At 70.9% G+C, this 13051-nt stretch carries 12 protein-coding genes; 3 read left to right on the top strand and 9 right to left on the bottom strand.

Translation table 11 applies throughout. The features are described 5' to 3' along the window. Positions 1-7: 7 nt before the first annotated feature. Positions 8-577, top strand: a complete 570-nt coding sequence (locus ACFXB5_RS11890; RefSeq protein ID WP_385205713.1) for a snapalysin family zinc-dependent metalloprotease — start codon at positions 8-10, stop codon at positions 575-577. A gap of 83 nt (positions 578-660) precedes the next feature. On the opposite strand, the gene ACFXB5_RS11895 is transcribed toward ACFXB5_RS11890, so the two are convergent. Then, the gene (locus ACFXB5_RS11895) at positions 661-1458 is read right to left on the bottom strand and encodes a DeoR/GlpR family DNA-binding transcription regulator (protein ID WP_385205716.1); all 798 of its coding nucleotides are present in this window, start codon (positions 1456-1458) and stop codon (positions 661-663) included. 226 nt (positions 1459-1684) lie between these two features. Between ACFXB5_RS11895 and ACFXB5_RS11900 the strand changes: the two genes are divergently transcribed. Continuing rightward, entirely contained in the window at positions 1685-2461 is a 777-nt protein-coding gene (locus tag ACFXB5_RS11900) for an HpcH/HpaI aldolase/citrate lyase family protein (protein ID WP_385205719.1), read from the top strand. Between the two features lie 27 nt (positions 2462-2488). On the opposite strand, the gene ACFXB5_RS11905 is transcribed toward ACFXB5_RS11900, so the two are convergent. The 8 genes from ACFXB5_RS11905 to ACFXB5_RS11940 all read right to left on the bottom strand — a co-directional run bounded on the left by ACFXB5_RS11905 (position 2489) and on the right by ACFXB5_RS11940 (position 11479). Beyond that, complete coding sequence (locus tag ACFXB5_RS11905) at positions 2489-3859, bottom strand: NAD(P)/FAD-dependent oxidoreductase (RefSeq protein ID WP_385205721.1); 1371 nt, start codon at positions 3857-3859, stop codon at positions 2489-2491. A 79-nt stretch (positions 3860-3938) separates the two neighbouring features. After that, positions 3939-4928, bottom strand: coding sequence for a zinc-dependent alcohol dehydrogenase family protein (locus tag ACFXB5_RS11910; protein ID WP_385205725.1), 990 nt, complete (start codon positions 4926-4928; stop codon positions 3939-3941). After that, positions 4925-5803 carry a carbohydrate ABC transporter permease gene (locus ACFXB5_RS11915; protein ID WP_385205727.1) on the bottom strand — a complete coding sequence of 293 codons (879 nt, stop codon included), beginning with the start codon at positions 5801-5803 and terminating at the stop codon, positions 4925-4927. Before ACFXB5_RS11915 ends, ACFXB5_RS11910 begins: the two co-directional genes overlap by 4 nt. Next, on the bottom strand, positions 5800-6765 hold the full coding sequence (locus ACFXB5_RS11920; RefSeq protein WP_385205730.1) for a carbohydrate ABC transporter permease: 966 nt from the start codon (positions 6763-6765) through the stop codon (positions 5800-5802). The genes ACFXB5_RS11915 and ACFXB5_RS11920 overlap by 4 nt, the downstream gene beginning before the upstream one ends. Continuing rightward, positions 6762-8111, bottom strand: a complete 1350-nt coding sequence (locus tag ACFXB5_RS11925) for an ABC transporter substrate-binding protein (protein WP_385205733.1) — start codon at positions 8109-8111, stop codon at positions 6762-6764. Before ACFXB5_RS11925 ends, ACFXB5_RS11920 begins: the two co-directional genes overlap by 4 nt. Before the next feature lie 53 nt (positions 8112-8164). Further along, on the bottom strand, positions 8165-8926 hold the full coding sequence (locus ACFXB5_RS11930; protein WP_137968737.1) for a DeoR/GlpR family DNA-binding transcription regulator: 762 nt from the start codon (positions 8924-8926) through the stop codon (positions 8165-8167). A 442-nt stretch (positions 8927-9368) separates the two neighbouring features. Next, positions 9369-10721, bottom strand: a complete 1353-nt coding sequence (locus tag ACFXB5_RS11935) for a 6-phospho-beta-glucosidase (protein WP_385205736.1) — start codon at positions 10719-10721, stop codon at positions 9369-9371. After that, the gene (locus tag ACFXB5_RS11940; protein WP_385205737.1) at positions 10718-11479 is read right to left on the bottom strand and encodes a DeoR/GlpR family DNA-binding transcription regulator; all 762 of its coding nucleotides are present in this window, start codon (positions 11477-11479) and stop codon (positions 10718-10720) included. Before ACFXB5_RS11940 ends, ACFXB5_RS11935 begins: the two co-directional genes overlap by 4 nt. A 238-nt stretch (positions 11480-11717) precedes the next feature. Between ACFXB5_RS11940 and ACFXB5_RS11945 the strand changes: the two genes are divergently transcribed. Further along, positions 11718-12854 (top strand): carbohydrate kinase family protein, encoded by a 1137-nt coding sequence (locus ACFXB5_RS11945; protein WP_385205740.1) that lies wholly within the window; start codon positions 11718-11720, stop codon positions 12852-12854. Positions 12855-13051: the final 197 nt, after the last annotated feature.

Below are 13051 nucleotides of genomic sequence, written 5' to 3' on the forward strand. Positions count from 1 at the left end.
GCCGATCGTGAGATCCAGCAAGTTCATACGCGCCTTACCCGCCGCGGTGACAGCGGTGCTCGCCCTGACGGCCGGGCAGGCCGTGGCCGCCCCCGCCTCCGCCGCCCCGGCGGAGCACACCGCCGCCGCGCGGACGGTGACGTACGACGCCAGCGGGGCCGCCGAGTTCAAGGACGCCGTGGCCAAGGGCGCGGCGATCTGGAACCAGAGCGTGGTCAACGTCCAGCTGAAGCCGGTCGCGTCCGGGCAGCGGGCCAACGTCCGCATCATCGCGGACAACGGCTGGCCCCGCACCCTCTCGACCGGTCTGGGCAGCGGCACGATCTACTTCGGCCGCGAGGCCGTGGACGAGGGCTACAACACGGTGCGGATCTCCTCGCACGAGCTCGGCCACATCCTCGGTCTGCCGGACATGAAGCCGGGGCCGTGCTCGAGCCTGATGTCCGGCTCCACCGCCGGGGTCTCCTGCACCAACCCCAATCCGAACGCCGCCGAGAAGGCCGAGGTCGAGGACAGCTTCGGCCTCGTGGGCGTGGGTGCGACGGCCGCCGCCACGCCGCGGATGTACCGGGACTGACCCGATGCACCGGGACTGAGCGGGCCGCCGGAGCCGGGCTCCCGGCCCGCTCACCCCGTCACCGTCACCGTGGTGGTGCGCCGTCAGACGGTGATCACCTCGGTGTCGGGCAGTGCCCGGAACGGGCCGAGCTGGTCATCGGTCGCGCCGCTGTCGGTGACCAGCGTCCACGGCCGGTCCAGCGGGGCCCAGGCGGTGAACGGGGACTGGCCCAGCTTGCTGCTGTCGGCGAGGACGTACACCTCCTTGCCGCGGTCGGCCATCATCTCCTTGAGCGAGGTCTGCTGGAGGCTCGCCTCGCATATCCCCAGCCGCGCGTCCAGCCCGTCGGCGCCGAGGAAGACCTTGTCCGCGGTCAGCCGGGACAGGGTCAGCTCGGCGAGCGGTCCGACGAAGCCCTGGCTGACATGGCGCAGGGTCCCGGCGAGGGTGATCAGCTCGATGCCGTCCGCCTCGGCCAGCTCGCGCAGCGCGGTGAGCCCGCAGGTGATCACGGTCAGCTCGATGCGGGCGCGCAGATGATGGGCGAGCCGTCCGGTGGTGGTGCCGGCGTCGAGGATGACGGTGTCGCCCGGCCCGATCCGCGCGGCCGCCCAGCGCCCTATGCGGTCCTTCTCGGCGACCGCGAGTCCGCTGCGCTGCCCCAGGGTGGGCTCGGCGGTGTGACCGGCGCTCATCGCGCCGCCGTAGGTGCGGGCGATGGTGCCCTGTTCGGTGAGGAGCGCGAGATCCCGGCGGATGGTGGAGGGCGTCACCTCCAGCGAGCGGGCCAGCTCCTCCACGACGACCGTGCCATCGGTCTGGATCATCCGGGCGATCAGTTCCCGGCGGTCCCCGGCGCGCAGCCGCCTGCGCTCCTCCGCCCCGACCTCCTGACGCATCGCGGCCCCCATCCTTCCGTAACTCTGCGCGACTCTGCGCAGCCCTGAGCAACCCTACCAGTCTGCGCATTTCGCGCTGTTTCGCCGGAGACGCGGGGCAGAGACTTGCGTGTTGCGTGCAATCATGCGAGCGTGCCGCTCACAACACGCATGGAGCGAAGGGGCCGCACATCTCGCCGAACACAACTCGCCGGATACAACTCGCCGAAGGAGAGAAGCTGACAGCATGAACACTTCCCCCGCCGACTTCGCGGTCCGGCTGCGCGCCCGCCGGCGGATCATCGGCTACTGGGTCGTCCTCGACAACCCCGTCGGCACCGAGCGCCTGGCCGGGCTCGGCTACGACTACATCTGCGTCGACGCCCAGCACGGCCTCCTCGACTACAAGGGCACCCTCGGCGCGATGACCGCCATCGACGCCCGTGGCACCGCCGCCGGTATGGTGCGCGTCCCGGGCAACGACGGCTTCTGGATCGGCCAGGCCCTCGACGCCGGCGCCCGCGGGGTGATCGTCCCGCTGGTCAACACCGCCGAGGAGGCGGCCGCCGCGGTGAGCCACTGCCGCTACCCCCCGCTCGGGGTGCGCTCCTACGGCCCGATGCGCTCGGGTCTGCGCGTCGGCCCCGCCCCGGCCGAGTCCAACCGGCAAGTGGCCTGCGTCGTGATGATCGAGACGGCCCAGGGACTGGCCAACACCGCGGAGATCTGCGCCACGGACGGTCTCGACGGCGTCTACATCGGCCCCTCCGACCTCACCATCGCACTCGGCGGCCGCACGTCGACGGACACCTCGGTGGCGGAGAAGTTCGAGGCGGCGCTGGCGAAGGTCGCCGAGGAGGCACGGACCGCGGGCATCGCCGCCGGTATCCACTGCCCCGACGGGGCCACGGCCGCCAAGCGCCTGGCCCAGGGCTTCACCTTCGCCACGGTCAGCAGCGACCTGGCCCACCTGGAGCAGGCGGCGGCCGCGCATCTGCGCGACGCGACCGACGCGACCGGCTGAGCGCACCCTCCCGGGCACCCTCCGGGGTCAACTCTCCACACGCAGCGGCGGGTCGGTCAGGCCCCGGGCCCTCGGCAGCAGCACCGTCCGCAGGGCGACCGAAGGGGACAGCAGCCGGGACGGGCCCGCCGCCAGATAGGTGACATCGCGGAACGCCGCGCCGACCACCCGGTCGACCGCCGCCCGATCCGCCAGCCGCCCGAAGTACCAGCTCCGCAGCCGCTCGGCCGCCCCGGGTGGCGTGGCGTCCGCGTCCGTGGCGTACGGGCGGTCCGCGCCGACGGCGGTCAGCCAGGCGGTGTCGCTCGCCCGGGCCACGGCGCGCTGCGCCGCGGCCGCGAAACCGGGCCGCGGGCCCCCCTCGGCCAGGCAGCGGCGCAGGGCCAGCCCGCTGAGGGCGGCCACCGCCATGCCCTGGCCGTAGATCGGGTTGAAGGTGCAGGCGGCGTCCGAGACCGCGAGAAACCCCTCGGGCACCCCGCCCGGGGCGTGGTAGTGGCGGCGGCGGTTGGAGGTGTCGCGGAACCCGTACGGCGGGGACACCGGCTCACAGGTCAGCAGATGCTCGTACAGCGCGGGCTCGCCCAGGGACTTGACGAAACCGGGCACCTCCGAGCTCTCGGTCGGCGGATGCTGACCGCGCACCCCGCCCAGCGTCAGCAGCCAGTTGCCGCCCTCGACCGGGGACCAGGCCGCCCCGCGCGGAAGGTCCGGGCGCGGCTGGACGACCATCGCCATGTCCAGCGGCTCGACGGGCCGGAACATCTGGGTGCAGTAGCCGATCCCGGCGTCGACGACCTCCTCGCGCGGTGCCGGAGCGCCCAGCTCCGCCAGCCACTTGGGGGCGCGTGAGCCGCGCCCCGAGGCGTCGACGACCAGATCGGCGGGTAACTCCCGCTCGGCACGCCCGGCGTCCCGCGCCCGCACCCGTATGCCGGTGACCCGGTTCGCGTCGCCGAGCAGCCCGGTGGCCTCGGTGCCCTGGAGCACCTCCACCCGGGTCCCGGATCCCTCGGCCTCGGCGAGGACCCGCGCCCGTACGGTGGCGTCGAACAGCGCCCGGGTGCAGCTGGTGGTGGCGTGTCTGCCCTCGTGGAAGCGGCGCTGCCAGCCGTTGCCGCCCTTGGTGATCACATCGCGCGGCGCCTCCAGCCGGCGCGCGCCGGCCGCCTCCAACTCCCCGTTCAGCCCGGGGAACAGCGTCTCCAGGGCGCGCCGCCCGCCGCTGAGGAAGACATGCAGATGGCGGCCCTGGGGCACGCCCTTGCGGAAGGCGGGCTGGTCCGGGTAGCGGTCGCGCTCCACCAGGGTGACCGTGTCGACGTGGCCGAGGAGCGCGCCCGCCGCCAGCGTGCCCGCGAGGCCCCCGCCCACCACCACCGCGTCGCCCTTGCCCATATGCCCGCCCCTCCCGCCGACCGTGATCGATAACGGCCCAAGCCTGGTGCCCCGGGCTTGGGCCGTCAACCACACACGGTTACGGGACGACCACGATCTTCCGGCCCACTCCCGCCTTGAACTGGTCGAGCGCCTTGGGGTACTCCTCCAGCGGCATCCGGTGGCTGATGAAGATCTTCGGGTCCAGCACCCCACTCGCGAACAGCCCGGCGGCACGCTCATAGCTGTGCAGCACGGCCATCGAGCCGGTGATGGTGATCTCCTGGTTGTAGATCTTGTACGGCTCGATGGTGGCCCGCGTCGCGTAGTCGGAGACACCGAACTGCAGGAACGTTCCGGCTTTGGCCACCCGGCCCAGGCCGTCCTGAATGGCGGCCTGGTTGCCGGTGGCGTCGATGACCACGTCCCAGCCCCGCGGCTGGTCCAGCTCGTCCGCCGAGGCGGCGGACCGGGAGCAGCCGAGGGTGGTGGCGGTGGACAGCCGCTCGGAGTTGACATCGAGCATGTCCACGCTGGTGGCGCCGGTCCGCTTGGCCAGCTCCAGCATCATCAGCCCCATGGTGCCGGAGCCGTAGATGAGCACCTCGGCGCCCAGGTTGCCGTTGAGCACGTCATAGCCGCGCACCGCGCAGGACAGCGGCTCGATCAGGGCCGCGTCGGCCACGTCCACGTGCTCGGGCAGCTTGACGCAGTTGGCCACCGGGGCCACCGCGAACTCGGCGGCCCCGCCGGGGACGCTGACCCCGATCGCGTTCCAGTTGTCGCACAGATTGCCCCGGCCGATCCGGCAGTAGCGGCACTCATGGCAGTGCAGGGAGGGGTCCACGGCGACCCGGTCACCCACCGCCAGCTCGGTGACATCGCTGCCGACGCCCACGATCTCACCGGCGAACTCATGCCCGGGGACGATCGGCAGCGTGGGCGCGAACTCCCCCTGCAGGATGTGCAGATCGGTGCCGCACAGCCCGCAGGCCGCCACATCCACCACGACCTCACGGGGGCCCGGGGTGGGGTCCGCGACGGTGGCGACGGTGACCTTGCCGGGGGCTTCGATGACTGCGGCCCTCATTTGACTGCTCCTAGAGACAGGCCCTGGACCAGCTTGTCCTGGGCGGCGAAACCGGCGGCGAGCACCGGCAGGGAAATGACCATCGACGCGGCGCACACCTTGGCCAGGAACAGCCCCTGGCTGGTCACGAAGGTGGTCAGGAACGCCGGGGCGGTCTGGGCGACCACACCGGTGAGCACTTGGGCGAAGAGCATCTCGTTCCAGCTGAAGATGAAGCAGATCAGCGAGGTGGCGGCGATGCCCGGCCCCGCGATCGGGGCCACGACCCGCCACAGGATGGTGGGCAGCCGCGCCCCGTCCATCTGGGCGGCCTCGATGATCGACACCGGGATGTCGGCGAGGAAGGACTGCATCATCCACACCGCGATCGGCAGGTTCATCGAGGTGTAGAGGATGACCAGCAGCCAGACGTTGTCCAGGAAGTTGATGTCCCTGGCGAACAGGAACACCGGCAGCAGTCCGGCCACCACCGGCAGCATCTTGGTGGACAGGAAGAAGAACATCACATCCGTCCACTTGCGCACCGGCCGGATCGACAGCGCGAACGCCGCCGGAAGCGCCAGCAGCAGCACGAAGCAGGTGGAGAAGACGGATGTGCCCACCGAGTTGAGCAGCGCGGGCCAGGGGCTCGCCCCGCCGCCCACGCCGAAGAAGTCCTTGTACCCGTCGAGGGTCAGCGGAGCGGCCAGCGACGGCGGGTTGGTGGCGGCGTCGGCCTCGGAGTGGAACGAGGTCAGCAGCATCCACAGCACGGGCAGTACGAAGACGATGCCGATGAACCAGGCCAGCACGCCGAGCGCGGCACCGCGCCGCTTGGCCCGGCGGGTGGCTTCCGGAACGGATGTGATGGTCACCGGGGTGCTCACGGCGGTCATGCGCGGGACGCCTCCTCACGGAAGAGGGATGACACCACGCGCAGCGCGAAGGTGGCGATGACGATCGTGCCGATCACCACCACGACCCCCGCAGCCGATGCCAGCCCGTACTCGTGGGCGTTGTAGAAGGTTTCGTAGATGGTGTACGGGAGGTTGGCGGTGCCCAGGCCACCGCGGGTCATGGTGAAGACGGCGTCGAAGTTCTGCACGATGTAGATGGACCCCAGCAGGGTGCCGAGCTCCAGATAGCGGCGCAGATGCGGAAGCGTCAGAAAGCGGAAGATCTGCCAGCCGCCCGCCCCGTCCAGCCGGGCCGCCTCGACCATGTCCAGCGGGCGGCTCTGCAGCCCGGCGAGCAGGATGAGCATCATGAACGGCGTCCACTGCCAGATCAGCGACGCCTCCACCGCGATCAGCGGCGTATCGGTGAGCCACTCCGGCTGGGGCCCGCCCAGCCAGTTGAGCACGCCGTTGAACAGGCCGTACTCGGGGTTGTACAGCGCGTGCTTCCACAGCAGCGCCGAGGCCACCGGCACCAGCAGGAACGGCGCGATGAGCATGGTGCGGACCAGGCCCCGGCCGCGGAACTTGCGGTCCAGCAGCAGCGCCAGCAGCAGCCCCAGCACCACGCTGACGATCACCACGGAGGCGGTCAGCAGCACGGTGGTGACGATGGACTCGCGCAGCGACTCGTCGCTGAGCACCGTCTGGTAGTTGTCCAGCCCCGCGAACGCACGGCGGTCGGGCCGGAACGAGTTCCAGTCGAAGAGCGAGATCACCAGAGTGGCCACGAACGGAAGCTGGGTGACCACGATCAGGAAGATCAGCGCGGGCAGCAGCGGTGCCCGGGTGGCCCACTCCCGGGCCCGGTTCCGGGTTGCCTTGGGACGCCCCGCGGAGGCGGGGGCCGCGCTCGGTGGCCGCTGGCCACTCACGGGTACTGCCGTCGTCGGATTACTCATCGGTACTCCTCGCCGACCTTCTCGGCCAGCTTCTGCGAATTCTTCAATGCAGTGTCGACGGACTGCTTTCCGGCGATGGCGGCGCTGATCTCCTGGGCGACCTTGGTGCCGAGATCGGCGAATTCGGGGATGTCGACGAACTGGATGCCGATGGTCGGCCGCGGCTGCACTCCCGGATCACGCGGCTTGGCACTGAGGATCGCCTTGCGGGTCTCCTCGGAGAAGCTGCCGGCCGTCTCGCGGTACTCCGGAGTGGTGTAGGTGGACGACCGCTTTCCCGCGGGCACATTGGCCCAGCCGAAGTTCTTGCCGACCAGGGCCTCGTACTTCTTGCTGGATGCCCAGGAGATGAACTTCCACGCGTTGTCGGGGTGGCGCGATGCCTTCTGGACACCCCAGGCCCAGGTGTAGAGCCAGCCCGAGCTCTGGGTCTTCACCACCGGCGCCTGGACATATCCGATCTTGCCCTTGACCGGGGACTTGCTCGCCTCCAGCGACCCGGCGGCCGAGGTGGCGTCGTACCACATGGCGCTCTTGCCCTGGGTGAGGTTGTTCAGGCACTCGGCGAAGCCCGACTGGGCCGCACCGGCCTCACCGTGCTTGCGCACCAGGTCGACATAGAACTTGGTCGCCTTGGTGAATTCCGGCGAGTCCAGCCGCGCCTTCCAGTCCTTGGTGAACCAGGTGCCGCCGAAGGTGTTGACCACGGTGGTGAGCGGGGCCATCAGCTCACCCCAGCCGGGCAGTCCGCGCAGGCAGATGCCGTTCATCCCCTTGCGGGAGCCGTCCACCTTGGCCGCGATGTCCGCGACCTGCTGCCAGGTGGGCCGCTCGGGCATCTTCAGGTGCTTCTGGGCGAGGACGTCCTTGCGGTACATCAGGAACGACGACTCACCGTAGAAGGGCTCGGCGTAGAGCTTGCCGTCCTCGGCGGTCAGCGACTGCCGCATCGAGGGGAGGACGTCCTTCTGGTCGAATGCCTTGTCCTTGGCGGCGTAGCCGTCGAGCGGCATCAGCCAGCCGTTCTTCGCGTAGAACGGCACCTCGAAATTGCTGATGGTGGCCACGTCGTACTGGCGCGCCTGATTGGCGAAGTCCTGACTGATCTTGTCGCGGACCTCGTTCTCGGGCATCATCGTGAATTTGACCGTGATGCCCGTTTCCTTGGTGAAGTATTTCTTGGTGAGCTTCTGCAGGTCCACCATCTGGGGGTTGTTCACCATCAGGACATTGATGGTCTTGTCGCCTGAGCTGCCGCCCCCCATACCGGCGCAACCGGTGAGGAGCGCGCCCGCGGTCAGGGCCACCACCGGTATCCGGGCAGCACGAAGAGTCAGGACTGGCATAACGGGTCCAATCGAAGGGACGTGGGGAAGGAAGAACAGCCGGGGGAAGGGCGTCAGACCCTGACGATCTGCGGCCCCAGCAGCGAATAGCGATGTGCCTCGGTCAGCGGTAGACCCGTATCCGTCACGATTGTTTCGAAGTCCGAGACATCTGCGAACCGGCAGAAGCTGACGGCTCCGAATTTGGTGTGCACCCCGGAGAAGATCTTCCGCCGGGACACCCGCACCACCTGCGCCTTGACCTCGCTGACCGCCGGATCCGGGGTGGTCAGGCCGTACTGGCGGGAGATGCCGTTGGCGCCGATGAACGCCAGGTCGATGACGAAGCCCGAGAGCATATGCGTCGCCCAGTGGTCGACGGTGGCCATCGTGCCGCCGCGCACCCGTCCGCCGAGGAGCAGCACGGTGGTGTTGTCACGGGTGGCGAGGCCGGTGGCGGTCGTGAGGGAGGCGGTGATCACGGTGAGCGGCCGGTCCCTGGGCAGGGCCTCCGCGATCAGCTGCGGGGTGAATCCCTCGTCGATGAAGACCGTCTCGGCATCGCCCAGCAGATCGGCCGCCGCACTCGCGATCCGCGACTTCTCCGGTACATGCATGGTGGTGCGGAAGGCGAGAGTGGTCTCGAAACCGGCGCTCTCCACGGGGTAGGCGCCGCCATGGGTACGCCGCACCAGTCCGTGCTGTTCCAGGACCCGCAGGTCGCGGCGCACCGTCTCCTTGGACACCCCGAGGTCGGCGGCGAGCTTGCCGACGTCGACGACGCCGGCACGGCGAGCCGTGTCGAGGATCTCCCGACGGCGTTCCTCCGCGTCCACGCCGCACCTCCTGCCTAGGTCTTTCGGCTTGCGTGGCAGTTTTACAAGCGTGCAACAGGGGAAGCCAGTCTTGGCACCACAGAGATCGTGACCGTATGCGCCCGTTTCGCAACCGTTATAAGAGCAGGTCGTGGCGGATGAGGCAACGGACGGTGAGGAACCCGGCTGCCTGATTGTCCACCCGGCGAGCCCGTTTCTCGCCCGTTTGCCGAAAGAGGGCGTGAACAGAGCCCGTCCGGGCGGGTTCAAATACTGGGGAATGCCCGAACGGACATGTGCTAGGGCCTGTCTGGGGTTGTGATCTGGATCAGGGAGCGGGGCGCGGTGCGTGCGATCGCAAGGCGCCGGAAGGCCCTCGTAGCGGAGCTACTAGGGCGTTTCGGCAACGCGGCGAGCGTGCGTGCCACGCCCCGCGAGCCCAGATCACAACCCCGGACAGGCCCTAAGGGCGGGCCAGCGCCCCGGAGGCGTCGAGAATCCGGCCCGCGACCTTGACCGAGTCCACGAGCGGGTGGAGCGCCAGGGCCCGCAGGGCCGCACCGCGGGCGATGCCCGAATCGCTGCCCGCTTCGGTCGTGGCCGCCTCGATGGCCGAGCGCTCCACCGCCTTGAGCGACAGCATCAGGCCGAGCTGGTCCGGCGCCACCGCGCCGGTCGCCAGCGGCCGCGCCCCGCCCGCGTCCACCAGACAGGGCACCTCGACCACGGCGTCCTCGTCAAGACCGGGGACGGCCGTCCGGTTGCGCACGTTGAGGATCAGCGTGGTGTGCTCATCGCGGGCGATCGCCCGCATGATGGCCAGCGCGATCCGGTCGTAGCCGCCGCCGTCCAGATCGCAGGAGTCGCGCTCCCAGCCGCCGGTGGCCTCGCGGCTCTCCGCCATGTACGTGGCCTCGCGCTCCAGCCGGGTGCGCTCCCACTCCCTGAGCGCCCCGGGCGCGCCCGAGCCCGCCGTCGCGTAGAACCGGGCCTGCTGGTCGCGGAGGAACTCGCCACGGGTGGCCGGGGCCTGCCGGATCGAGGCCACCGCCTCCCGGTTGAAGTAGTAGTAGTGCAGATACTCGTTGGGCAGCGCGCCGAGCGCCCGCAGCCACTCGGCGCCGAAGAGCTTGCCCTCCTCGAACGACTCCAGGGCGCCGGTGTCGCCGAGCAGCTCCGGCAGCCGGTCCCGGCCGTCCACCACCAGCCGGCGCAGCCAGCCCAGATGGTTCAGGCCCACATAGTCGTACGTGGCCCGGTCCGGGTCGGCGCCGACCGCCCGCGCGGCGCGGCGGCACAGGCCGACCGGGGAGTCGCAGATGCCGATCACCCGGTCGCCGAGCACCCGCTGCATCGCCTCGGTGACCATGCCCGCCGGGTTGGTGAAGTTGATGACCCAGGCGTCCGGCGCCACGGTAGCGATCCGCTCGGCGATCCGCAGCGCCACCGGCAGGGTGCGCAGCCCGTAGAGCACCCCGCCCGCGCCGACGGTCTCCTGCCCCAGCACCCCTTCGCCGAGCGGAATCCGCTCGTCCCTCGCCCGGCCCTCCAGACCGCCGACGCGGATGGCCGAGAAGACGAAGTCGGCACCGCGCAGCGCCTGATCGAGATCGGTGGTGGCCCGGACCGAGGGGGCGGTGGGGCGGCCCGTGGCCTGTTCGGCCAGGACCGCGCGGATCGCGTCCAGCCGGCGCTGGTCGGTGTCGTACAGCACCAGTTCGGTGCAGCGCCCCGCCTCGTCCCCGTGGTCATCGAGCAGCGCCCGGTACACCAGGGGCATACGGAACCCGCCGCCGCCCAGCACGGTCAGCCTCATACGGTCACTACCTCCACATCGCCCTCGCGGAACACGGCGAGCGTCGCCGGGTCGGAGGTCTTGTTGGTGATCAGGGTGTCGATGCCCTCCGGTCCGCAGATCCGGGCGAGACCCGTGTCTCCGGGGAACTTCCCCGCGGTGACCAGCAGCACCACCTCCCGGGCCGCGCCGAGCATGGCCCGTTTGACCGGCACCTCCACATGGGTGCTGTCCAGCACGCTGCCGTCGGGGAGCACCCCGCTCGCGCCGAGGAAGAGCCGGCCGACCCGCAGCTGGCGGATATTGGACTCGGTGAGGAAGCCGACCACCGAGCGGTAGTTGGCGCGCACCTGCCCGCCCAGCAGGATCAGGGTCACCCTCGGGTCGTCGCGCAGCTCGTCGTAGACCGCGAGATTGCTGGTCACCACGGTGACCGGACGGCCGCGCAGCAGCTTGGCGAGCTGGAGGGTGGTGGTGCCGATGTCCAGCAGCAGCACATCGCCGTCCGCCACCAGTTCCGCGGCGGCGCGGGCCACGGCCTCCTTGTCCGCCAGGTCGTCGACCACCACCTCGTTGAACGGGCGCTCCTCGTCCTGGGTGGGCGCCGCCACCGCGCCGCCGTAGACCCGGGTGAGCCGGCCCGCCCGGCCCAGCTCGGTGATGTCCCGCCGGGCCGTGGCCTCGCTGACGCCGAGCCGCGTGGCGATCTCGCCGACGGGCAGCACGCCCTCCTCGCCGAGGATGCTCAGCAGCTTCTCGTGGCGGCTCTCTCGCAGCATGGTGGCAACGTACTGCAGATGAGCGAGTATGCGCGACTCTGATCGACCTCTTGCATTCACCTCAGGTGAGGTGCAAGGTGTCGCTCACGCCACCAGGGTCCTTCCGACGGATTTCCGTGGGCGAAAGGAGCGGTGTCCGGTGCGGTGAGAGGGCGTGCCGGGCGCCGCGACGCCATGGAGATCCGTCAGGAGGACCCTGGGCGCGAACAGGCCCTGCCGCACAAGGAAAGGCACGTAGGTGAGCACCACGGCCGGAACCCCCGATCCGATCCACCCGATCCACCCGATCGACCCGCTCGCGGCGCTGCGCGCCTCCACGGACCCCGAGCACGACGTCTACCTCACCGGCACCGTGTTCCTGGACATCATCTTCACCGGGCTCGACCACGCCCCCGTCCGCGGCACCGAGTCCTGGGCACGCGGCATGGGATCGAGCCCCGGCGGCATCGCCAACATGGCCACCGCCCTGGCCCGGCTGGGCCTGCACACCACGCTCGCCGCCGCCTTCGGCACCGATGTCTACGGCGACTACTGCTGGGAGAGCCTCGCCCTCGGCGAGGGCGTGGACCTCACCCCCTCCCGGCGCGTCCCCGGCTGGCACTCCCCGGTCACCGTCTCCATGGCGTACGAGGGCGAGCGCACCATGGTCACCCATGAGCACCCGGCCCCGCCGCCCGCCGTCCGGGGCGCGCCGCCCCGCTCCCGCGCCTGTGTGGCCACCTTCGAACCGGGGCGGCAGGAGGACTGGGTGCGCCGGGCGCACGACCAGGGCAGCAAGATCTTCGCCGATGTCGGCTGGGACGAGACCGGCCGCTGGGACCCCGCCGCGCTCCCCGATCTGCCCTACGCCCACGCCTTCCTGCCCAACGCCGCCGAGGCCCAGCGCTACACCCGCACCGACAGCCCCGAGCGGGCGGTGCGGGCCCTGGCGGAGCTGGTGCCGATCGCCGTCGTCACCCGGGGCGCCGAGGGCGCCGTGGCCATCGACTCGCTCACCGGGGAGCGCGCCGAGGTGCCCGGCCTGCCCGTGGACGCGCTGGACCCGACCGGGGCGGGCGATGTCTTCGTGGCCGGATTCATGACCGGCACGCTAGCGGGCTGGCCGCTCGCCGACCGGCTCGCCTTCGCCAACCTCACCGCCGCCCTCTCCGTCCAGCACTTCGGCGGCTCCCTGGCCGCGCCCGGCTGGCCGGAGGTGGCCGCCTGGTGGAACCGTGCGCGGCAGGCGGCCGATGGCGGGGCGGACGCGGCCGGACTCGCCCGCCGCTACGCCTTCCTGGGCGATCTGATCCCGGACCGGGTGCGCGGCTGCGCACGGCTGCGGGCCCTGCCCACCATCGGTTTCCGGGTGCATGACAGTGCCCAACGGTCCTGACGGTCCTGATCACCGCATCGAGGAGAACCCCATGGAACTCGCCCGTACCAGGGCGCGCCGGACACGCGGCAGAGCCGTCCCGGCCGCGCTCGCCATCGGCGTCGTCCTGCTCGCCGCGGGGTGTGTCCCCGGCACCGACGGCTCGGGGGCCCCCGCGGGCGGGCCCGCCGCGGCGCCCCCCCAAACCCCTACCGCGC

Source organism: Streptomyces sp. NPDC059455 (genome assembly GCF_042750115.1).
Taxonomy (GTDB): Bacteria; Actinomycetota; Actinomycetes; order Streptomycetales; family Streptomycetaceae; genus Streptomyces; species Streptomyces endocoffeicus.

Coding starts and splice junctions, on each gene's coding strand:
- ACFXB5_RS11925 (WP_385205733.1), bottom strand. CDS start 8,111: ATGCCAGTCCTGACTCTTCGTGCTGCCCGGATACCGGTGGTGGCCCTG.
- ACFXB5_RS11920 (WP_385205730.1), bottom strand. CDS start 6,765: ATGAGTAATCCGACGACGGCAGTACCCGTGAGTGGCCAGCGGCCACCG.
- ACFXB5_RS11900 (WP_385205719.1), top strand. CDS start 1,685: ATGAACACTTCCCCCGCCGACTTCGCGGTCCGGCTGCGCGCCCGCCGG.
- ACFXB5_RS11915 (WP_385205727.1), bottom strand. CDS start 5,803: ATGACCGCCGTGAGCACCCCGGTGACCATCACATCCGTTCCGGAAGCC.
- ACFXB5_RS11940 (WP_385205737.1), bottom strand. CDS start 11,479: ATGCTGCGAGAGAGCCGCCACGAGAAGCTGCTGAGCATCCTCGGCGAG.
- ACFXB5_RS11895 (WP_385205716.1), bottom strand. CDS start 1,458: ATGCGTCAGGAGGTCGGGGCGGAGGAGCGCAGGCGGCTGCGCGCCGGG.
- ACFXB5_RS11935 (WP_385205736.1), bottom strand. CDS start 10,721: ATGAGGCTGACCGTGCTGGGCGGCGGCGGGTTCCGTATGCCCCTGGTG.
- ACFXB5_RS11905 (WP_385205721.1), bottom strand. CDS start 3,859: ATGGGCAAGGGCGACGCGGTGGTGGTGGGCGGGGGCCTCGCGGGCACG.
- ACFXB5_RS11910 (WP_385205725.1), bottom strand. CDS start 4,928: ATGAGGGCCGCAGTCATCGAAGCCCCCGGCAAGGTCACCGTCGCCACC.